20 protein-coding genes and 1 pseudogene are annotated in these 19609 nt (G+C 54.1%); 9 read left to right on the forward strand and 12 right to left on the reverse strand.

The genetic code is table 11. The features are described 5' to 3' along the window. Window positions 1-136: 136 nt before the first annotated feature. Window positions 137-517 (reverse strand): hypothetical protein, encoded by a 381-nt coding sequence (locus tag AC0IXH_RS21060; RefSeq protein WP_471720941.1) that lies wholly within the window; start codon window positions 515-517, stop codon window positions 137-139. Window positions 518-570: 53 nt separating this feature from the next. On the opposite strand from AC0IXH_RS21060, the gene AC0IXH_RS21065 reads away from it, so the two are divergent. The 5 genes and pseudogenes from AC0IXH_RS21065 to AC0IXH_RS21085 all read left to right on the forward strand — a co-directional run bounded on the left by AC0IXH_RS21065 (window position 571) and on the right by AC0IXH_RS21085 (window position 3972). Then, a protein-coding gene (locus tag AC0IXH_RS21065) for an IS3 family transposase (RefSeq protein WP_471720942.1) occupies window positions 571-1679 on the forward strand; the annotation gives its coding sequence in 2 pieces (ribosomal slippage) (window positions 571-832 and window positions 832-1679; 1110 coding nt in all). Beyond that, window positions 1655-1975, forward strand: a complete 321-nt coding sequence (locus AC0IXH_RS21070; protein ID WP_471720943.1) for a DUF4942 domain-containing protein — start codon at window positions 1655-1657, stop codon at window positions 1973-1975. The genes AC0IXH_RS21065 and AC0IXH_RS21070 overlap by 25 nt, the downstream gene beginning before the upstream one ends. A 326-nt stretch (window positions 1976-2301) precedes the next feature. Continuing rightward, window positions 2302-2445, forward strand: a pseudogene (locus AC0IXH_RS21075) (helix-turn-helix domain-containing protein); the annotation flags it as partial. A gap of 152 nt (window positions 2446-2597) precedes the next feature. Continuing rightward, entirely contained in the window at window positions 2598-3317 is a 720-nt protein-coding gene (locus AC0IXH_RS21080) for an integrase (RefSeq protein WP_471720944.1), read from the forward strand. Beyond that, window positions 3310-3972, forward strand: a complete 663-nt coding sequence (locus AC0IXH_RS21085) for an RES family NAD+ phosphorylase (RefSeq protein WP_471720945.1) — start codon at window positions 3310-3312, stop codon at window positions 3970-3972. Before AC0IXH_RS21080 ends, AC0IXH_RS21085 begins: the two co-directional genes overlap by 8 nt. Before the next feature lie 147 nt (window positions 3973-4119). On the opposite strand, the gene AC0IXH_RS21090 is transcribed toward AC0IXH_RS21085, so the two are convergent. Beyond that, window positions 4120-4386: a helix-turn-helix domain-containing protein gene (locus tag AC0IXH_RS21090; RefSeq protein ID WP_346567209.1), complete on the reverse strand. Its 267-nt coding sequence runs from the start codon at window positions 4384-4386 to the stop codon at window positions 4120-4122. Window positions 4387-4483: 97 nt separating this feature from the next. Between AC0IXH_RS21090 and AC0IXH_RS21095 the strand changes: the two genes are divergently transcribed. Then, window positions 4484-4768, forward strand: a complete 285-nt coding sequence (locus tag AC0IXH_RS21095; RefSeq protein ID WP_346567208.1) for a helix-turn-helix domain-containing protein — start codon at window positions 4484-4486, stop codon at window positions 4766-4768. A gap of 460 nt (window positions 4769-5228) precedes the next feature. On the opposite strand, the gene AC0IXH_RS21100 is transcribed toward AC0IXH_RS21095, so the two are convergent. The 6 genes from AC0IXH_RS21100 to AC0IXH_RS21125 all read right to left on the reverse strand — a co-directional run bounded on the left by AC0IXH_RS21100 (window position 5229) and on the right by AC0IXH_RS21125 (window position 12907). After that, window positions 5229-5816, reverse strand: coding sequence for a class I SAM-dependent methyltransferase (locus tag AC0IXH_RS21100; RefSeq protein WP_471720946.1), 588 nt, complete (start codon window positions 5814-5816; stop codon window positions 5229-5231). Continuing rightward, the gene (locus AC0IXH_RS21105; RefSeq protein WP_471720947.1) at window positions 5816-6829 is read right to left on the reverse strand and encodes an HNH endonuclease domain-containing protein; all 1014 of its coding nucleotides are present in this window, start codon (window positions 6827-6829) and stop codon (window positions 5816-5818) included. The genes AC0IXH_RS21100 and AC0IXH_RS21105 overlap by 1 nt, the downstream gene beginning before the upstream one ends. A 148-nt stretch (window positions 6830-6977) precedes the next feature. Further along, window positions 6978-9050 carry an FUSC family protein gene (locus AC0IXH_RS21110; protein WP_471720948.1) on the reverse strand — a complete coding sequence of 691 codons (2073 nt, stop codon included), beginning with the start codon at window positions 9048-9050 and terminating at the stop codon, window positions 6978-6980. 355 nt (window positions 9051-9405) lie between these two features. After that, window positions 9406-10737, reverse strand: a complete 1332-nt coding sequence (locus AC0IXH_RS21115; RefSeq protein WP_053144942.1) for an MFS transporter — start codon at window positions 10735-10737, stop codon at window positions 9406-9408. An 85-nt stretch (window positions 10738-10822) separates the two neighbouring features. Continuing rightward, window positions 10823-11764, reverse strand: coding sequence for a 2-hydroxyacid dehydrogenase (locus AC0IXH_RS21120; protein ID WP_013203938.1), 942 nt, complete (start codon window positions 11762-11764; stop codon window positions 10823-10825). Window positions 11765-11914: 150 nt separating this feature from the next. Beyond that, complete coding sequence (locus tag AC0IXH_RS21125) at window positions 11915-12907, reverse strand: LacI family DNA-binding transcriptional regulator (RefSeq protein WP_134822813.1); 993 nt, start codon at window positions 12905-12907, stop codon at window positions 11915-11917. Window positions 12908-13177: 270 nt separating this feature from the next. Between AC0IXH_RS21125 and idnO the strand changes: the two genes are divergently transcribed. From idnO to AC0IXH_RS21140, 3 genes are read left to right on the forward strand one after another with little or no spacing between them, the layout of a single operon-like run. Further along, entirely contained in the window at window positions 13178-13939 is a 762-nt protein-coding gene (gene idnO / locus AC0IXH_RS21130; protein ID WP_013203936.1) for a gluconate 5-dehydrogenase, read from the forward strand. 15 nt (window positions 13940-13954) lie between these two features. Beyond that, complete coding sequence (locus tag AC0IXH_RS21135; protein ID WP_455864394.1) at window positions 13955-14521, forward strand: gluconokinase; 567 nt, start codon at window positions 13955-13957, stop codon at window positions 14519-14521. Continuing rightward, window positions 14511-14984 carry a NanQ anomerase/TabA/YiaL family protein gene (locus tag AC0IXH_RS21140; protein WP_471720949.1) on the forward strand — a complete coding sequence of 158 codons (474 nt, stop codon included), beginning with the start codon at window positions 14511-14513 and terminating at the stop codon, window positions 14982-14984. Before AC0IXH_RS21135 ends, AC0IXH_RS21140 begins: the two co-directional genes overlap by 11 nt. Before the next feature lie 72 nt (window positions 14985-15056). On the opposite strand, the gene AC0IXH_RS21145 is transcribed toward AC0IXH_RS21140, so the two are convergent. The 4 genes from AC0IXH_RS21145 to AC0IXH_RS21160 form a co-directional block, all read right to left on the reverse strand. Then, window positions 15057-15602, reverse strand: a complete 546-nt coding sequence (locus tag AC0IXH_RS21145; RefSeq protein ID WP_471720950.1) for a hypothetical protein — start codon at window positions 15600-15602, stop codon at window positions 15057-15059. A gap of 316 nt (window positions 15603-15918) precedes the next feature. Continuing rightward, a complete protein-coding gene (locus AC0IXH_RS21150) occupies window positions 15919-17319 on the reverse strand; it encodes a c-type cytochrome (RefSeq protein WP_471720951.1) in 1401 nt (466 codons plus the stop codon). Next, on the reverse strand, window positions 17316-18974 hold the full coding sequence (locus AC0IXH_RS21155) for a GMC family oxidoreductase (protein WP_471720952.1): 1659 nt from the start codon (window positions 18972-18974) through the stop codon (window positions 17316-17318). Before AC0IXH_RS21155 ends, AC0IXH_RS21150 begins: the two co-directional genes overlap by 4 nt. A 27-nt stretch (window positions 18975-19001) precedes the next feature. Beyond that, window positions 19002-19568, reverse strand: coding sequence for a sugar dehydrogenase complex small subunit (locus tag AC0IXH_RS21160; protein WP_471720953.1), 567 nt, complete (start codon window positions 19566-19568; stop codon window positions 19002-19004). Between the last annotated feature and the right edge of the window lie 41 nt (window positions 19569-19609).

Consider the following 19609-nt stretch of genomic DNA (forward strand, 5'->3'; position numbering starts at 1 on the left):
TCTTACTTACTGACAGGTTATGTCAGTAAGCGACAGAAAAATGGAGAGGCTCCTCTTTCTATATCGGCACAAAACAGTTTTTCTTAAAAATTTCATGCATCAATGTTGCACCCGATACAACCCGGTAAACATAAGACTAATTGCTCTCTGCGGACAATTCATCATAATTGACAAATTGTCCTTTAAAATTAATGACCTGATTGGAAGGTGTGTAGTCCACATCGGAGAGCGACTCATCGCAACGGGCAATCGACGGGTCGCTAATTTTCATCCATTCTGAAAATGTTTCCAGAAAACGTAAGCCGCTGTGTTGTACCGGGATGATAACTCTTTCTGTTTGATTTCTGTCGACGGTGAAAAATGGCACGTCGTAATTCTCGCGGGTTTTATCTCCGTGCGTTAAGTAAGCATTTGCCTTGTCTTTGTTGATGTATGACAGTCCGTGATCCGAAAAATACATCATGGACCAGTCGCCGCCGTGATGCTCTGCTGACCCTGACCCGAAATCCTGCTCCATTCAGAAACAGAATTCCGGCATGATATACACTCCCCTGAACGGAGGATGTGCCGATGAAAAAGTCACGATTCACCGAAGAGCAGATTGTTTTTGCCCTGAAGCAGGCTGAACTGGGTATGTCAGTGCCGGATGTCTGTCGCAAGCTGGGCATTTCGGATGCCACTTTCTATACGTGGCGTAAAAAATACGGCGGCATTTCTCCTTCGGAGCTGAAGCATATGCGGCAACTGGAAGAGGAAAATCTGCGGCTGAAGAGGCTGGTTGCCGATCTGAGCCTCGACAAGGCGATGCTGCAGGACGTGCTGGCAAAAAAGAGCTGACGCTGGCACGCCTGCGCGAATGGGTCAGGGATTTGCAAGTCCGCTACGGTGCCAGTGAGAGACAGGTCTGTTTTGCGCTGCGGGTCAGCCGCAGCTCGTTTCGATATCGTTCTGTGGCCGCCGATGACAGCGCACTGCGGCTGCGTATCCGTGAGATCACAGAAACCCGGGTTCATTACGGGTACCGCCGGGTACACGTGATGCTCAGGCGGGAAGGCTGGCACGATAATCACAAACGGATCTACCGGCTTTACAGCGAACAGGGGCTGTCACTGCGCCTCAAACGGCCACGCCGCAATAAATCGGCCCAGCGCCGACAACCGCAGCCTCAGGGTCTGTATCCGAATCACGTCTGGGGCATGGATTTTGTCTCTGATGCGCTGTTTGACGGGCGACGACTGCGCCTGCTGACGGTTATCGACCTGTACACCCGCGAATGCCTGGGGATCTGCGTGGGGCAGAATTTGCGTTCAGCAGAAGTGGCAGAAATGCTGAACAGCATAGCGCTCAGACGTCCTTTACCTCAGTTGCTGAAAACCGATAATGGTTCTGAATTTGCAGGGAAAATGCTGAACAGATGGGTGTACGAAAGAGGCATCAGAATCGACTTCTCACGCCCGGGAACACCGACGGACAATGCGACGGTCGAGTCCTTCAACGGCAGGTTACGGCAGGAGTGTCTGAACGAGAACTGGTTTATGTCTCTGGAGGATGCACGGTGCAAAATCGAGGACTGGCGCATACACTATAACCAGAGGCGTCCCCATTCTGCGCTGGGCTGGATGACTCCGACCGAATTTGCTAAAAAATCTGCCGGTTGCCAGAATATGCAGCCAGACTGAAGCCGGTTATTCCTGATTATGACTGGATCATATTCGGGGTCAGGGTCAGAAGCCGGTTATTCCTGATTATGACTGGATCATATTCGGGGTCAGGGTCACGTGGTGATATCTCTACCCGATTGATTGAACATATTCGGGATAATCCGGCTAAGGATGTGTACGAGGATGAGTACTTTAGTATTCGTTACTTTCAGAAGGGAACGGCGCATTTGACGTTTAAACGCCTGGATCTGATTGAAAGGATGAAAGACATTATTGCGAAACACTATCCGGGGATGTTAGCTAAGCCTCGTTGAAGCGGAGAGTTTCAGTTGCTTCCTGCTGGTAAAAATGGCTCAAAACTGAGACTATACACATTGCTCTAACTCATTGATTTATAATGATAGTAAACTAGAATCAATTGAGTATACAAGTGAGTATATAACGAAGATTCAAATGATTTAATATTTATTTAATTCAGATGGTTATATTGATTTGGCGAGTCCGGCCTTCGCACCATAGTGTATGAAAAATTAAGTCACCGTTTAGGTGGCTTTTTTTTTGGTTTGAATTCAGCGATATGAGTCGTATTTGTGGTGTAAGCAGTATGACCCAGCATAATTTCCTGTGAAACCCTTTTCGAATCAGTAAGCCTGTTTTTGCGCGTTATCTGAATACGAGTGTTTCCACCGTACAAAAGTGGGAAACCGGGGCGAAACGCCCTGGTGGGATGTCGCTAAAACTCCTTTCTATTGTGCGTAAGCATGGGCTTGCAGTTCTGCTTTAGACCGCACCCTATTTAAGCCTTAGGCTAATCCTGATACAGGAACAGCCCAATCCTTACACCCTTCCCCAATTCATTCAGCTCAAATATTCGACAAACCTCACATCAAATATATAATGGATATAACCGATATATCCTTCTGTCAGTCGAGGTGAATGATGGCAGCAAAAAACAACTCTGCACGGCGTGAAGATCACTCTTTCGATGTGAGGAACCTGAGTGGCGACCAGCTTCACAGCCTGGAAACCCATGCCGATGCGGAATACCTGGTGATTGATTTGGGCAGCACGAAAGCACGTAACCCCGCGTTCAACGAAACTATGAAGGTGGCGATGCAGGCTGCCCTGAACGCCGTGCTGGCTTCGTTTAGCCAGAAAGAGCCTGCGTTGAACAAGAGCACGGCTTCCAGTAGACGAAAAACGCTGGCGGTGGTCACTGAACCTCTGGAACAAACCAGTAAACAGGCCAGGGCCGAACGGAATGCTCAGCGTCGCGAGCAGTTGAACGACCGTATTCTGGCAGATTCCGTCTGGCTGACGGCGCGTGAACTCTCCGAAAAAGCCAACTTCCAGAGCAGTAATCCAAGCGCGGGCCCTAATCGCTGGAAATCGGCAGGCAGTATTTTTGCCCTGCAGCTGCAAGGCAAGGACAACTATCCGGAATATGCGCTGGATGAAGGTTTCCGGCCAATCCCGGTGGTGAAGCAAGTGATCTCGCTGTTCGGCGAGAAGAAAACGCCGTGGGGACTCGCCATCTGGTTTGGCTCGGAGAACAGCTGGCTTGGCGGCAAAAAGCCGAAAGATGTGTTGGCATCGCAGCCCAAGCAGGTGCTGTTAGCGGCGCAGGCAGAGAGAGAGGGCGCCATTCATGGCTGATGCCGATGACAAGGAGGTTGTTGCCCGCAAAATACGTCAGCCCAAGGCTAATTTGCAGGTGAATTTTGTCACCTGGCCTGCTGGCAAACGGCTCCATCGGGTGCATTCAGCGGATTACAGTGCAGTGCAGTTCAACCCAGGTAAGGGGAACTCTCGCTTCAGCCCAATGAGTAACGGCGTAGCGACATTATACGGCGGGGAAAATACCGGCGTGGCGGTTATGGAGACGCTGTTCCACGATCTGCCGGCAGACTCCGCTGGCGCATCTTACGATTTGGGAAAGCTGTCCGGAATGGCGCATTCGATTATCACGCCGCTTATTGACCTTCAGCTAGCGGATCTTAATCCTAAAACACTGCGCAAAATGGGCGTCACGCGAGCCCAGCTTTTAGACTCTTCTGCCGAACAGTATATTTTCACCCGGGAATACGCGTTGGCGATACATCAGGCTTTCCCGGACGTTCAGGGACTTCAGTGGTCTTCTAAACAGCATGGTGATGCGGCATTGATGCTATTTGGTGACCGTATTGAAGCATCTCAACTAAATGTTGAGATTGAGTCGGAGGTGATAATCGAGTCAGAGAACGTGTTGGATGCCATCGAGGAAGAAGCCGATCAGCTGGGCGTGGTGCTTTTGGCGGCGGGTGGTGCTTAAAATCTGCCTTTTTACGCTGCGTAAGTAAAGGCAGTTAAGTAGTTTGAAAGCCAGCAGACTATGTACTGGCTTGAATCCCTCAACATTCATTAAGCTAACTAAGTCTTTACTTGGCTGAGCATCAAACGCCAGCTCGACTATTAAAGTTCAGACTCTTCTAACGGCTCGAACTCTAACCAGAGATTTGCGGTCGATCAACTTTCCCTCACTATTATAATAACGTTCGGGCCAGATCTCAGCGGGATGAACTCCGATCCTGTCTGCTATCAGAACTTCGCCTTTAGGCCATGGGCGGTAGAGTGTGTTTGCCAACGTAGATGAGCTTAAACCCACGTCACGAGAGAGCGCAGCGAGTGAAGTACCTTGTTTGCGAATCGCGGCAATGATGTCAGCTGGGTGCCAATTCCTTCTCATTTCAATCTCCTAAGTTACTCTTGTTAAGTTAACCAGCAATGTAATGCTACGATATTCGTAGTATCTGCGAAAGATAAAATCTACGAATCTCGTAGTTATGAAACCGAGATCAAGTATCCATGAAACATTCTGCAAACGCTTAAAGCAGGCACGCCTGGCGAAGGGCTTTTCCCAGAAAAGCTTAGGCATTGCTGCGGGCATCGACGAGTTCGTCGCCAGCACCCGTATAAACCGATATGAAAAGGGGATTCACGAGGCTGATTTCAACACCATTCAGCGTCTGGCTGAGGCGTTAGAAGTACCTGCAGCTTATCTGTTTGCTGAGGATGAAGTCGCATCCATTTTTTTGAAGATATTGCCGCCGGGCGATATTAAAGGATAATAAACATAAAATTTTTTATGAGGAAATAGAATGAGGGATTTTGGCTCTGGCGATATTCACGGCGATGTTACTATAAACGACCACTCCAATAACGTTGAGTACAAGCTTCTTATTCATTGTGGCAATCAAGAGTTAATTCATGAGGAAAAGCATCGAATAAGTAACTTAAAAAGAGAACGAGCCAGGAAAATAAAATATTATTTAAGGTCCTTGGCTTCGCTGCGATACTTATGTTGCTTGCTGCAGGTTGGTATTTCATTCAAGGGAAATTTGATTTAGTCAATTGCTTGACTGGCGGAGCTGGAGGGGTACTGGCCTTAGCGGCTCTATCTCAATCAGACAAACGAACTCCCTTCGAACATCGTCAGATTTCTGCATTGGAAGAAATAAATCTCATTTTACGCGATCGCGGTGTGAGATAATTAACATAAAAATTTTTTTTGTATGAAAACCAACCTCTTCAAAGAGGTTGTGATTTTTTTATGATTATATTCATCCATAGTTCTGTGGTGTTTTTTTTATAACTCTTTGAGCACCATTCTTTCTCTATATTTATGAACTTAACGCTCATAATTAATCTTTTTATCGAATCCTCATTCATATCCGTAAATCGCCTGCCGTCCTTCACCCGCTCGCCGGTTCCATACTTAAAGGATACATACCAAACGCCGCCAGGTTTTAGTGCTTTTGCCAGCAGCGCTATCACCTCCGGCAATTCCTTCTCAGGCACATGCAACAGCGAAGCACAGCACCAGATGCCGTCGTACTGCTCAACCGCAGCCAGCTCCTGAAAGCGCATCACCTCAACCGGTTTTCCCGTAAGTTCCTTCGCTCGCCCGACAAGCTCGGCAGATGCATCAAAAGCATCAACAACGTAACCCAGCTCGTTGAACGCTTTGGTATCACGGCCCGAGCCGCAACCCGCGTCCAAAATACGGGCGCCTGGCTTCAGAAGAGCCAGAAACGGTTGATAGACGGCAGACATATCGACATCCACCGTCTCGTCAAAAAAGCGCTGTGCGTTTTGCTGGTAATAATCGTCATTCATCAGAAAATACCGTCTCCCTGTGCGACAGGTTCCCATATATGAAACAGCGTTTCTTTCGCCGTTTGCCAGTGTTGCTGCAGGAAATTATGCCTCAAAGCCGGCGTATTGCCCGTCTGACGGATCAAGGTTTCGCGCAGCGGAAGATGGCTGTTAATAAAGTACTCATTACGGTCATGCAGACGTTGAAGCAATTTGGTGGAAGGTATCCGGGCAAACTTCCCCTGATGCCCACGATTGCAGGTCTGGCAGGCCAGTACCAGGTTCCAGACACCGTCCAGATTGCTGAGTGAATGGTTCAGCATAAAGGGAAGGAAGTGGTCGACGTCGGCAAGGTCGGTTTCACCCATCGCGATGCTGATAGGGCGGTAGCAATAGAAACAGTAGCCTTTTTGATAGCCATTCAGACTGTCGCGACAGCTGGTAATGTTAATGCGCTTGTTATTTCTGCGGCTGAATAACATCTTACTGTCTTCGTCATATTCCACGGCAATCAGGTTACGTGAAACGCCCATTGCCCAGGCTTCCTCAACCAGTCGCCAGCGTGCATCGGTTTCCCGAATCAGATTAGGAAACTGATCGTTTTCGGTCAGATGGTAGTAATTGTCGGTCAGACGAATGCCTTTCTCCGATTTACGCTCATCAAGGAAAAAGCGCTTGTCGATTTCAGCTTGATTGACGTTATGAAAGGCATCAATCACGTTGGCAAAACCGCGTTTAACGGTAATGCCAATCAACTGCTCTTCCGTAATTTCACCCTTATTGAACTGCAAACAGGCATCGAGAAACTGGCTTTGCTTGCTGGTGATCTGTTTGGGTGCCTGCTCCAGGTGAGCACAAATATGGCGGGCAAAAGGTGCGGCCAGCATTTCCAGGGTAATCAGGTCGTTACCAGGCTGCTTCAGGTCATACAGCGCATGGGCCAGCGCAAATTTGTAGGACGCGACATTCTTGCCAAAAAGGATCACACCACGCCAGTAATGCTCCAGCTTAGGATCGGCCTGATAGAAACGCATAAATGTCCTGTTTTGTGAGGCGGCTCGTAATAAAGAGAGTTACGCGATCACATAACAAAACGCAGTAATTGTAAATCCAAAAACAACCAATCTTTAACAATGTTCGCTTATAGCTGCGCGGATGTTTTTAACATCACCACCCAAACCCTCACCGGCGCATCCTCAAATACGCCAACGGCTTATCCGGCCACGCCCGATCCGGGAACAGCCACAGGCGGATGCTGTACAGATGGAACAGCGGCGTGAACAGCTGCTCATCGCGGGTGGCCAGGCCTTCCAGCTCCAGCAGCAGCAAATCCAGCTCATCCAGCAGGGCAGGATGCGGAGCCACTTTCAGTGACTTCATTCGCCGCTTCAGGAACAGCGCCAGCTCGTGGAACATCTGTCCGCTGTCCAGCTGATGCTGCCCCAACATCTCGCGGTTGCGGGCGTAATAGTCATAGCAGTTCGCGCCCAACCACACTTCGGTCACCAGGTTGCCAGCGGTCAGCAGGTCGGGATGCGGATCGAGGCGCATACGCGGCAGGATCACGTTCACGCGCTCCAGCATGCGGGTAATAAAGTGCTGACGTGATAGCAGCGATGAGCCGTTGCGCTCCATCTCTTTCACAAATCGCAGCAGCTCGCCCAGCCCCGAACGCACCGCGCGGCGGGCGATCCATGACGGGCGCTTGTTACGGATAATCGCGTTGATCACCACCGCAAACAGAATCCCTGTCATCGAGGAGATCGCCGTGTTGATCGCCAGCGTCAGGTCGGGCTTCAGGTGGTGGCTCAGGCCGATTAAACCGGGAAGCTGGATCGCGGCGCTCAGGCCGATCATATTGGTCGAAGGATTGGCAATCACTAACCCCAGCACGAAAAGCCCCGGCGACAGGCAGATAATCAGGCTTTCAAAGGTCACGGCCTGCGGGATCAGCAGCGCGACGTACAGCACGCTGATAATGATCGATATGACGGTGCCTTTGATAAACAACTTCATGGAGTTGCCCGGCGTGTCTGCGCTGGCAAAGAATGAGCTGAGTATCGCGGCCATCATCGGCGCGGAGGCGCCATCGCGCCAGGCGGTGCCCATCCAGAACAGGCAGGCGCCAAAGGTCGCGAGGAATGAGGTGGTCGCGGAGAGCAGCAGCAGGCCGGTGTCCGTATGCGGGCGCGAGCGTTCTTTACGCGCGAGGCTGGTATCGCCCGACAGATCGCTGACCAGATTGCTGACGCTGTGATATGCCCCGGCGATGCGCACAAAGTCGGCCAGGCGCTCAAGTAAACCGGTCAGCACCAGGCACTCGTCAATCGGCAACTCGCCATTCTGCCAGGCACGTTTGAGATCGGCCTGAGTGGCGGTAAGCGTAGCCTGAATCCCGGCGGTATCCCTGAGATCGTCTCCGGCGTTCAGCCACAGCAGAAACTGCTGAAAGGCGAGGGAAACCGTTTCCGGAAAGCGGATATCCAGCTGCGCCATCTGATGCAGACGAATCTCAATCGCGGCCAGTGTCGGGATCAAATAAGAGAGATGCTGATACTGCACGCTCACCAGGCGGATCAACCTGCGCGCCGCGTCACCTTCATACACGCAGTGGGTGATCAGCGCTTCAACCTGCTGCGGATACTGCGCCATGCGGATCAGGATATCTTCCCGCTCCGGCGAGTTATGTTTCGGAATACCGGTCAGCAGATCGCTGCACATCTTACGCCCATTCTGATACCAGACGGTGACGCTTTGCTCGAGCAGGTTGCGCATCGAAACCGGCAGCAGTAATCCATGAATAAAACTGCTGCAGGTGACGCCCAGCGCGATCTCTTCAATACGTGAAATCACCGTGCCGGTAATGCTCAGCGGCATGGTCACCGCCGGGAAACCCATAATGGCGGCGCTGTAGCCCGCCAGCATAAACACATAGCTTTTCGGCGTGCGGTCATGCAGCGACAGATAGAGGCAGAAGCTGACCCACAAAGACACGCACAGGCTGAACAGCATCGGAGACTGCACGGTTTCAGGATAAATCAGGAATACAAACAGCCCACCCAGCAGCGTGCCCATCAGGCGGAAGATCGATTTCGAGATGGTTGAAGCGGAGTAAAGCTGGGAAGAGACGTAAACGGTAGTCAGTGCCCAGGCCGGTTTATCCAGATTCAGTTCAAGCGAGATATAGACAGCCAGAAAGGCCGCAAGACAGGTCTTTACTGAAAACAAAACGGCGTTCTTCGAAAACCACTGCATGACAGGGACTACCAAATGCACACTAAGTGCGCAGCATCCTGCCAGAATACGCGCCTAATTCATGGGGTTAACTACGTCAAATTGTTACTGAATCAAAAAATATATTCCCATCATGAAATTATCTTCAGGTGAAACTATATAAATAAACTTCAGCGGCAACCTTAACCACATAAGCCCCTGCCAGTAAAAGCAGGGGCTTTTCGAGTCATAACAAGGTGCTGCACGTTACCCGTAACAGCCGATCAATAAATCCTGTCAATGATAGCGATCAAGCCAATGTCAGTTAACGCTCAGAAACCGCCCCGTTACCATAAAAAAGATTCGTAAAAGAACGGGGCGATCGCTCAACATATTCCTACCGTCCCTGGTGCGAAACTCCATGCCCGATCTTGCCATGCCCGGCACCGACTTTTCCGTCGTCGGCATCCTCAACCAGGTCACACTGTTTCGGCAGCGTGGTGGCGATCAAACCGGCAATAATCAGCGAGCCGGCCAGCGCGCAGATGGCCGTTCCCTGACCGTAGAAGTAGATCATAATGCCGACCAGGTAAGGGCCGCAGAAGCCGCCCAGATTACCCAAACCGTTGATCACACCGCGTGCGCTACCGGCCAGTTCGGCCGAGGCGATACGGCCAGGCATTGACCAGAACGGGCTGGTGGCGGCTTTGAGGAAGAAACCACAGAATACCAGGGCGATATAGGCCGCGACGATATGCTGATGCAGCACCACGGAAGCCAGCAGCGATGCGGCAAAGCAGAACAGCGAAATCATCACCCACAGACGGCGTTTACCGGTTTTATCGCTGATCATCGAGATCAGGTAGATACCGACAATGGTCGCAACAAACGGCAGTATCGCCAGCAACCCCACGTTGGCCATATTGGCACCGGTCAGGTTTTTCAGAATGCTTGGCAGCCACAGCGTGTAGCCATAATCGCCGGTCTGGTAGAAGAAGTTCAGCAGCACCAGCTTCATCAACCCTTTGTTGCGGAACACGTCTTTCAGTCGCGCTTTGCCAACCGGCGCTTTCTTGCTGCGCTCTTCGCGCTCACGGGTCAGTTCGGTAATCAGGTATTCACGTTCACGCGCGGGCAGCCAGCGGGCTTCTTCCGGACGGTCGCTGATCACCAGCCACCACACCAGCAGCACGGCGGCAGACAACAGGCCTTCGATGATAAATAACCAGCGCCAGTCGAAGGCGTTAATGATCCAACCGGAAATCGGCGCGGTAAACATGCCGCCCAGCGGCGCAAACATCATCACAAAAGCGTTCGCACGTCCCAGCTCTTTTTCCGGGAACCAGTTGCTGACCATGGTCAGCACCACCGGCAACATCCCGCCTTCCGAGATGCCCAGCACGAAGCGCAGCCCCAGCAACTGCCAGTGATTGGTGACAAAGCCGGTGGCGATCGACACCACCATCCACGCCGCCAGAGACCAGGCGATAAACTTCTTGCCGCTGCCGTTCACCGCCACGCGGCCGCCCGGCACCTGCAGGAATAAATAACCGATAAAGAAAATGCCGCTGGCGATACCGGCCATCTGGCTGGTGATGGCTAAATCCTGCTCCATGCCGCCAGGCAGGGCAAAGCTGATGTTCACCCGGTCCATAAACGACACAATGCAGGTGATCAGAATCGGGGCTATCACACGCAGCCAACGCGTGCCGGGTATTTTATTATTCATCTCAGGCCCTCTGGAAAAAGTGGATAACGGTCCATCCCGGTGATGCAGGCCGACAACGCCGGCCTGGGCAGGGGATGCAAACGCGTTAATCGATGGCGGTCGGCAGCGGCTTCTGGTTGAAGAACGCCTCAACGTTGGCGAACACCACATCCGCCATCTGCTGACGGGTTTCGTGGGTGGCGCTACCCACATGGGGCTGTAACAGCACGTTGTTCAGCGCAATCAGCTCTTCTGGAACCTGCGGCTCCTGCTCGAAGACGTCCAGCGCGGCACCGGCAATCTCGCCTTTGCGTAAGGCCTGAATTAATGCGGACTGATCGACTAACGAGCCGCGCGCGATATTGATCAGCCAGGCGTGTTTCGGCATCGCCTGCAGGACGGCGCTGTCAACCATCCCTTTGGTGGATTCGCCGCCCGAAGCCGCAATCACCAGGAAGTCACAGGATTTCGCCAGGCTCTGCACATCGTCGCACCAGCTGTACGGCAGCGACTCACGGCGGCTGCGGCTGGTGTAGCTGACCGGCATATCGAATCCGCTGGCGCGGCGGGCAATGGCCTGGCCAATGTTGCCCATGCCGACAATGCCGATACGTTTGCCGCTGACCTGGGTGCCGAGCGGTGGCGCGTTGTTCAGCCACTGGCCCTCGCGAACAAAGCGGTCGCCCTGGCACAGTCGGCGGGATGCCGCCAGCAGCAGGCCCATCGCCATATCGGCAACGTCATTGGTTAACACGCCGGAGGTGATGGTCACGGCAATCTTGCGGGCGCGGGTGGTGTTGAGGTCGATGGCATCGGTGCCGACGCCGAACACGGCAATCAGCTTTACCTGCGGTAACTGCTGCAGAACCTCGTTGCGAACGCCGATGTCGCCGCGCGTCACCACCGCCTGAATGCTGTCGCCAGACTGGGCCAGAAAGGCCTGCGGATCCTGCTGCTCGTACAGGCGGTGAACCGTCCAGCCAGAAGCCAGTCGGTCCATCAGGGCATCAGGTACGGGAGCGATTAGCAGGATGGCTTGAGTTGTCATGGGGTTCCCCTTCAAAGGCAGTACGTCGGATACGTACTATTAAAGGGGTTTCTGAGTATTTAATTGCGAGCTGGATCACACTGAATCGTGTTAGAAATCTGTGTTACCGACTACGTGATCGCGAAGGTGCTTATCGGCGGGTTTCCGCCGTCAGATGGTCGATCCCATCGACAGGCGATAGTGCAAATCTACCCGCTCGATGGTGGGAAGGTTGTTGATCTTCTTAATCAAAATCTCGGTGGCGGTTTTACCCATCTCGAAGCGCGGGGTGATGACGCTGGCCAGTTTCGGGGTTGTTACCTGACCGATCTCCAGCCCGTGGAAACCGGCTATCGCCATCTCCTGGGGCACGGCAATCCCGGCCGCCAGGCACTCCTGCAACACGCCTACCGCGAGGTCATCGTTGGTGCAGAGAATGCCGTCCATATCGGGATACATCTGGCGCGCCATGGTCATCATTCCGGCCCCGGTCGACACCGATGAGACCTTTTTTGGCGCGATGCGTCCGGTTGGCAGGCCCGCGTCTTCCACCGCTTTGCAGTAGCCGGCGTAGCGCTGCTCATCGCGGATATCGGACATTGAGCCGAAATAGATGATGCGCTTTTTGCCGCTGCCAATCAGCATGCTGGCCATATCAAACCCGGCCTGGAAGTTATTGAATCCGACGTTGACGCGGCCTTCGGTGGTAGTCAGTCCCATCACTTCCGCCACCGGAATGCCCGCCGCTTTCAGATACTTCTCGGCGCGCACGGTGTGGACCGATTCGGTCAGTAAGATTGCCTTAACATTGAAGGCCAACACGGTGGCGATCTGCTCTTCCTCACGCTGGCTGTCGTAATCGTAATTCACCACCAGCGTCTGATAGCCCTGGGCGGTGGTGACCGACTCCACGCCGGCCAGCAGGTCGGAGAAAATCTGGTTATTAAAGGAGGGGATCAGCACGCCGATGCGGGGAAGGGCGTTGCTGGCGATGGCGTGATTATCCGGGTCCGGCTCATAGCCCACCTCGGCAATCACGCTGGCAATCCGTTCGGCGGTGTCAGGTTTAACTTTTTCCGGCGTGCGGAGATAGCGGCTGACCGTCATTTTTGTTACACCCGCCAGAGTGGCAATATCATGTAACGTGATCCGTTGCATTTTCATCGTTGTTATCAGCCGACAGCCCTTCAATGCCTGCATTATGCCTGCTGCGACCCTTAAAGGAAATTGGATTAAAGTGCGGTTAATCCTGGTCTTGCGGTGCGTGTTACGGTGAAAAGCCCGTCGCGATCACAGCAACGGTATCCTGGTTTCGTAACAGCGCTATAGGTGATCTGTATCACAGTTTAAAAGGGCTAAAAGCCGTGTGATAAGGCCCATACAGACTCACCTCGCGCGAGCCACTCACTGCCTGATGCAATGGAGCAGGAACAGATGAATCTATTCAGCTTAGAGAACAAACGAATTTTAGTGACCGGCGCAGCGCAGGGCATCGGTTTTATTATGGCGCGCGGCCTGGCGCAGCACGGTGCGGAAATCATCATTAACGGCACCTCAGAAGAGCGCGCAGAGAATGCGGCGATGAAGCTGCGCGACGAAGGCTTTACCGCGCACACCGCGGTCTTCAACGTCGCGGACCCGCAAGGGGTTGAAGCCGGGATTGAAAAGATAGAGTCCACCATCGGGCCAATCGACGTGCTGTTTAATAATGCCGGCATCCAGCGCCGGCACCCGTTCACCGAGTTCCCGCTGGATGAGTGGAATGACATTATTGCCACCAACCAGACCGGGGTGTTCCTGGTGTCCCAGACCGTGGCGAAGCGCATGATTACCCGCAACGCGGGCAAAATCGTCAACATCTGTTCGATGCAGAGCGAACTGGGCCGCGACACCATCACTCCCTATGCCGCAGCGAAAGGCGCGGTGAAAATGCTGACGCGCGGCATGTGCGTGGAGCTGGCCCGCTACAACATCCAGGTCAACGGCATTGCGCCGGGCTATTTCGAGACGCCGATGACCAAAGCGCTGGTGGACAATCAGGAGTTTACCGACTGGCTGTGCAAGCGCACCCCGGCTGCCCGTTGGGGCAATCCCGAAGAGTTGGTGGGCGCGGCGGTATTCCTGTCTTCAAAGGCGTCTGACTTTGTGAACGGGCATCTGCTGTTTGTTGATGGCGGCATGCTGGCGGCGGTCTAACCCGGAGGAACCGAAATGGCAGGTCAATGCATTATTGTGATGGGCGTATCCGGCACCGGGAAATCCTCGGTGGGGACGGCGCTGGCAAATGCCTTACAGGCGAAATTTATCGATGGGGACGATCTGCATCCCCGCCAGAACATCACCAAGATGGCGTCCGGCCAGGCGCTGAACGACGACGATCGTTTGCCGTGGTTAGGCCGGCTTTCAGACGTGATTTTCAGCCTTGAGCAGAAGAATGAGTCCGGTGTGCTGGTCTGTTCAGCGCTGAAAAAAAGCTACCGCGACCGGCTGCGTGAAGGCAATCAGAACGTGCATTTTATCTGGCTGAACGGCGACTACGACTGCGTGCTGGACCGCATGAAGCGGCGCAAAGGGCACTTTATGCCGGAGGCGCTGCTTAAAAGCCAGTTTGCCGCGCTGGAAGCACCGGGTGCAGAGGAGCGCGATGTTATCCCCGTGGATATCTCGCCTGCGCTGAGCACTATTGTGACCCGCTGCGTCAGCCTGTTGCGGCCCACTTCTGCGGCACCCGCCGTGGCATCCTTACAACCGGAGACCGAACAACGTTATGATCATTGATACCCTCGAACAGGCAGCAAAAAATCCGCTTTATCCAGCGGTGATCCGTAACACTCTGCAGGCCATCCAGGCGAACAATCCACAGACTCAGGCGGTGGGGAAATACGCCATTCAGGGCGAGGCGATTTTCTACTCGGTGATGGAAAGCGAAACGCGCGATTTTAACGCGCAGCAGCCCGAGTTCCACCGCCAGTATATCGATATCCATCTGGTGCTGGCCGGGGAAGAGATCATCGGTGCAGGCCCGATCGGGCTGGAGTTGGATCTGGTTGCTCCTTTTGAAGAGCAGAAGGATCTGGGCTTCTGCCACCGGATCGACAGCGAAACGCTGATCCACCTGCAACCCGGCGCGCTGGCGGTGATCTTCCCGCTGGAGCTGCATCGCCCAATGTGCACCTTCGGCGTTCCCTCTCCGCTGCGTAAGATCGTGGTGAAAATCGACAGCGCATTGCTGGTGGATTAATCCCGATCCGGCTTGAGGATCTTGTTTAGAAAGCGCCTGAAATCGGAACTTTTCAGGCGTTTTTTTAGTGGGTCAGTAGCCTGGAACGGAATTTATCCCCCAGCTGTCAGGGTTTCTTGCGGCATCAGCCATGATTTCATCATGAGTGTCTTCCAGCATTTTCAGGCAATACGCCCCCTCCTTGCCCAGTTTCTGCACTGAGCGGTGCACCGCGCGATAATACCGCAGGTATGAATCTTCAGTGACCCAATCAAAGTCGCTGCTACACACCATATCTGTGCTGAAAACGGCAAAACCATGCAGATCCTTTGCATCCAGCGGTTTGAGCATCTTCAGCATGACGCGGGGATTTTTAACCAATCCTAATTTCGCTGCGGTAAGAAGTTCGAGGTTATTTTTGCGACTGGCATGCTTCTCAAAATCAGGAATTCGATTGATCCACTCCGTCTTGCCTGCTGCCACATTTTTAATGACCACGGTGTACCAGGTTCTGAAGTCGATACGATCTGCAGTGCAAGTCACATTGCGAATATCGCAGGGACCGGCAGGTTTATGCTGAGCATCTTCCGCAAATGCTGGCAGAGCACAAAAAAGAAGTAATATGCTGAGTCTTTTCATGGCTGCCCCTCCAGAACAACACCAACTCTGATAGCCGAACCGCCATCATCCTTTAAACGCAAATAGACGGGTATTGCCATAAACATCTCCTTGTTTATTCCGTATACGGGCAAGGATGATGCTAAAGCTTTGTGTTTTGACAACCAACCGGGAAGTGGCAAACTTTGCGCGCGGTAACGGAAATAGAATTCCGGCAGAGGGATAGGTTAATTAGCGTCAGCGAAATAAATAAGATGGTGTTCGAATTAATTCTGAATTGTTAACTCATTGCCAACAGTAAAATAGCTGGGGTTAATTGAATTAACCCCAGCGATTATTATTTACGTCGTGCCCGACGCCACAGCAGAACAATAATCAGCACAATCACAATGACCGCAATGCTGCCAGGAACGATCCACGGCTGCACTTCGGCCAGCAGCGGTGGATGGCCGCCTTTACGCACCCAGGCAACATCGCCTGCGGTAACCGTACCTTCTGGATTGCCGTAGTTCTGACGGACAAAGTTGGTGATATCCGCCACCTGCTGATCGTTCAGCTTGTCGACATAAGACGGCGAGCTGAAGCCCGGCATCAGCACGTCACCATCGGCGGTTTTACGCTGCACACCAAACAGGATCGCCGAGATCAGGTTATTCGGATCGCGCAGCCCGGTTGCGGTGTTGTGGAACAGCGACGGATAAGCCTGATTCTTGCTACCTGCGCCATCCGGCTGGTGGCAGCTGGCGCAGTTTCCGCTAAACAATGCGGCACCGGTGGTGAGCGAGTGTTTAGCATTATTCGGGTTGCGACCACGAATGCTGTTTTCCACATCCATCGGCTTGCCGTAAGAGAAGGCGGCCTGGGTGTCGCCGTCGTCACGGATCGCCGGGGTGCTTTTCAGGTAAACCGCAATCGCCTTCAGATCGCTGTCCGGCAGATACTGCAGACTGTTTTCAACCGCTTCCGCCATGCCGCCAGCCGCCTGGTTTTTCCCTTCAGCGCGACCGGTTTTCAGGTACTGCATCAGCTCCTGGTCGCTCCAGCCGCCAATGCCGCTGACCTTGTCGGAGGTGATATTCGGCGCATACCAGCTGCCCAGCGGGCCGCCAGCCAGCGGCTTCGCGCTCTCTTCCTGCATCAGCACGCCGCGCGGCGTATGGCAGGTATTACAGTGCGCCAGGCTGTTGACCAGATAGTTGCCGCGATTCCATTCGGCGCTTTTGCTGCTGTCCGGCTCGAAGCGTTTGGTGTTAGCAAACATCAGGTTCCAGAACTTCATGCTGAACCGCAGGCTGAACGGGAACGGCAGGTTGGTCTGCTGATTGGCCCGATCGACCGGCTTCACGCCGTGCTCAAAGTAGTAATAGAGCGCGTGCAGATCCTCGTCGGTCATCTGGCTGTAGGACGTGTACGGCATCGCCGGATAGAGCTGCGCGCCGTCAGCCCGCACCCCATCGCGTACCGCCGCGGAGAATTGCGCTTCGGTATACTGCCCGATGCCGTTTTCGGCGGGCGTGATGTTGGTGGAGTAAATCACCCCCATCGGCGAGGCGATGGCATAGCCGCCAGAGAAGGCGGATTTGCTGCCCGGCGCGGTGTGGCACGCCTGGCAGTCGGATGCGGAGGCAACCTGCTGACCTTTATGCAGCAGGTTAACATCCAGCTCCTCAGCTGAAGCGGCAAAGCTTGCAGCGGTCACGCTGGCCAGCAGCAGAGAAAGCAACGTCAGTTTTTTCATACCCGCCCCTTCATGCGCATCGCCATATCCTGTGCCGCTTTCAACGCCAGCGCGGCCATGGTCAGCGTACTGTTAACCACGCTGGCAGACGGAATCGCCCCGCCGCCCGGCAGCCACAGATTCTCATGATCGAAGGCACGACAGTTGCCATCGACCACCGCGTCTTTGGCGTCTTTGCCCATGATCACGCCGCCCATAATATGGTTGTTGGCGTTCAACCCTTTGCTGATGTTGAACTCTTTGGCATCAAACAGCTGGCCGATATGCTCCAGCTGCGCGTGGGACGCTTCCGCGCCTTTACGCACGTAATCACCGACGTCGTAGTAAATATCCGGGCAGGGCAGGCCGTGCGGATCCAGACGGGTTTTGCTCAGCGTCAGGCGGTTTTCCGGATCCGGCAGCGGCTCAAGGCTGATCGACAGATCGACGCTGTGCACGGCGCGATAGCGGATCTCTTCGTCCAGCGCCTTGCCGACCAGGCCTTTTGCCAGCGCCTGAGTGGTGGCAGCAACAACGCGCGAGATGTTGTTGAGGATCACTTTGTTGGCGGAGTAGTCGCGGCGGAACTCGCCATCGCGGTAGCCAACCATACAGCTACTCTGCGCCGGGCCACGACCCAGCCAGACCGGTTCTTTGGTCAGGAATGAGCAGTGGAAACCGGAGTGGTCCATCATATTACGGCCGACCATATCGGAGCTGTTGGCGATACCGGTTGGGTTAGCTCCGTTGGCCGCCATCAGCAGCAGGCGCGGCGTTTCGATGCCGTTACAGGCCAGCGCGAAGGCTTTGCCGCTGGCTTTATGCGACGCACCCGCGCTGTCTTTCCAGTGCACGGCGGTGATGCGGTTGTTGCTGTCGGTATCCATCTTGTAGACCACCGCTTCGGCCAGCACCACCGCACCCGCGCGCTCGGCACGTTCGATATGGTGAATGCCGTTATACATCGCGCCAATCGGACAGATCGGCTGGCAGTTATTGTTGCCACAGCAGGTCGGGCGACCTTCCCACGGACGGGTACTGCGGCCCTGCGGGATCGGCACCAGGTTGTAGCCGTGCGGGTTGACCACGCTGGCGAAATAGCTGTCGCCGTGGGCAAACGGCACCATATCCATCGGATAGGGCTGGCTGCGCTGGGAAGGTGACTGACGGGCGGGATCGTGCGGGCCCGCCACGCCAATTTCGTTTTCGGCTTTGCAGTACCACGGCTCCAGTTCGTCATAGGAGATTGGCCAGTCGCGACCGACGCCATATTTCGACTGCATGACAAAGTCGCTGGGATCGTGACGCCAGCAGGACGCCGCCCAGTGCCAGGTGGTGCCGCCGACGGTACGCAGATAGCCCTGCTGGAAACTGGAGGCGTTCGGGCCGGTCACGTTAACGTAGTTATTCGGCGGGAAGTAGAGCGGGGCGGGCGCGAATTTCGACTGCGGGTACAGCCCCTGGAAATCCGACCCTGCACGGTTAGCAAAAGGCATATTGCGCCAGTTCTCGACCGCCTGGGAACGCTCAATGCGCAGCCCGGCTTCCAGCACCAGCACGGAATAGCCTTGGCTGACCAATTCATTGGCAATCATGCCACCGACAACACCTGAGCCCACGATCACAATATCCGCGCTGGCATCGCCTTGCGCAGTAAAAACGGGTTGTTTGTTCATTTTTATTTTATTTTTTAATGTGTTGAATTACAGACTGGCGATCAAACCGTCGTTTTCATCCGGGACGGGCGCGGTCCACCAGATCGGGCCATTGCCGCAGTAGGTTGGCACCACCAGGCCATCGCTGACCGGGGCATACATCAGCGCCTGCTTATAGGCGACCAGCGTGCCGTGATAGTCGCTGCCGACGGTGCCGGTGTACCAGGCGGTAACGATCTGATAGAGGAAGTCTTTCAGTCCTGCCTGAGTGGCTTTGTCCATCAGCTGTTGCGCGCTGTCGCCGGCGGTCAGCAACTGCGCCAGGCGGGTGACCCTGGCGGTAAACTGCCTGTCACTGCGGGCGAAGGCTTCGTAGAAACGCGCGGCGAGGCCACTGTCGATCTGCTTATGTTCGGTGATGGCCTGCGAGACGCTAATAAAGTTTTTAACCGGATCGCTGGCGCTGACCAGGCCTGCCGCAAACGCCCGGCCAGGCCCGACGAACAGCGCCGCCGAGACGGTCAGATTGACGGCGGCGCGCAGGAACTCACGACGATTGGAACCGGTTCCATTTTTGGGCGGAACCAAAGAACGATCGGTTTTTGGCTGGTGCATGGTATCCCTGGAAAACGAAAGTGAGCGAGAAATGATACTGA

It is taken from the genome of Erwinia sp. AC075 (assembly GCF_979253995.1).

What these genes read in the sequence shown, in the direction of transcription:
- AC0IXH_RS21060 (WP_471720941.1), bottom strand. Translation starts at nt 517, where the DNA reads ATGGAGCAGGATTTCGGGTCAGGGTCAGCAGAGCATCACGGCGGCGAC.
- AC0IXH_RS21080 (WP_471720944.1), top strand. Translation starts at nt 2,598, where the DNA reads ATGATGGCAGCAAAAAACAACTCTGCACGGCGTGAAGATCACTCTTTC.
- AC0IXH_RS21085 (WP_471720945.1), top strand. Translation starts at nt 3,310, where the DNA reads ATGGCTGATGCCGATGACAAGGAGGTTGTTGCCCGCAAAATACGTCAG.
- AC0IXH_RS21090 (WP_346567209.1), bottom strand. Translation starts at nt 4,386, where the DNA reads ATGAGAAGGAATTGGCACCCAGCTGACATCATTGCCGCGATTCGCAAA.
- AC0IXH_RS21095 (WP_346567208.1), top strand. Translation starts at nt 4,484, where the DNA reads ATGAAACCGAGATCAAGTATCCATGAAACATTCTGCAAACGCTTAAAG.
- AC0IXH_RS21100 (WP_471720946.1), bottom strand. Translation starts at nt 5,816, where the DNA reads ATGAATGACGATTATTACCAGCAAAACGCACAGCGCTTTTTTGACGAG.
- AC0IXH_RS21105 (WP_471720947.1), bottom strand. Translation starts at nt 6,829, where the DNA reads ATGCGTTTCTATCAGGCCGATCCTAAGCTGGAGCATTACTGGCGTGGT.
- AC0IXH_RS21110 (WP_471720948.1), bottom strand. Translation starts at nt 9,050, where the DNA reads ATGCAGTGGTTTTCGAAGAACGCCGTTTTGTTTTCAGTAAAGACCTGT.
- AC0IXH_RS21115 (WP_053144942.1), bottom strand. Translation starts at nt 10,737, where the DNA reads ATGAATAATAAAATACCCGGCACGCGTTGGCTGCGTGTGATAGCCCCG.
- AC0IXH_RS21120 (WP_013203938.1), bottom strand. Translation starts at nt 11,764, where the DNA reads ATGACAACTCAAGCCATCCTGCTAATCGCTCCCGTACCTGATGCCCTG.
- AC0IXH_RS21125 (WP_134822813.1), bottom strand. Translation starts at nt 12,907, where the DNA reads ATGAAAATGCAACGGATCACGTTACATGATATTGCCACTCTGGCGGGT.
- idnO (WP_013203936.1), top strand. Translation starts at nt 13,178, where the DNA reads ATGAATCTATTCAGCTTAGAGAACAAACGAATTTTAGTGACCGGCGCA.
- AC0IXH_RS21135 (WP_455864394.1), top strand. Translation starts at nt 13,955, where the DNA reads ATGGCAGGTCAATGCATTATTGTGATGGGCGTATCCGGCACCGGGAAA.
- AC0IXH_RS21140 (WP_471720949.1), top strand. Translation starts at nt 14,511, where the DNA reads ATGATCATTGATACCCTCGAACAGGCAGCAAAAAATCCGCTTTATCCA.
- AC0IXH_RS21145 (WP_471720950.1), bottom strand. Translation starts at nt 15,602, where the DNA reads ATGAAAAGACTCAGCATATTACTTCTTTTTTGTGCTCTGCCAGCATTT.
- AC0IXH_RS21150 (WP_471720951.1), bottom strand. Translation starts at nt 17,319, where the DNA reads ATGAAAAAACTGACGTTGCTTTCTCTGCTGCTGGCCAGCGTGACCGCT.
- AC0IXH_RS21155 (WP_471720952.1), bottom strand. Translation starts at nt 18,974, where the DNA reads ATGAACAAACAACCCGTTTTTACTGCGCAAGGCGATGCCAGCGCGGAT.
- AC0IXH_RS21160 (WP_471720953.1), bottom strand. Translation starts at nt 19,568, where the DNA reads ATGCACCAGCCAAAAACCGATCGTTCTTTGGTTCCGCCCAAAAATGGA.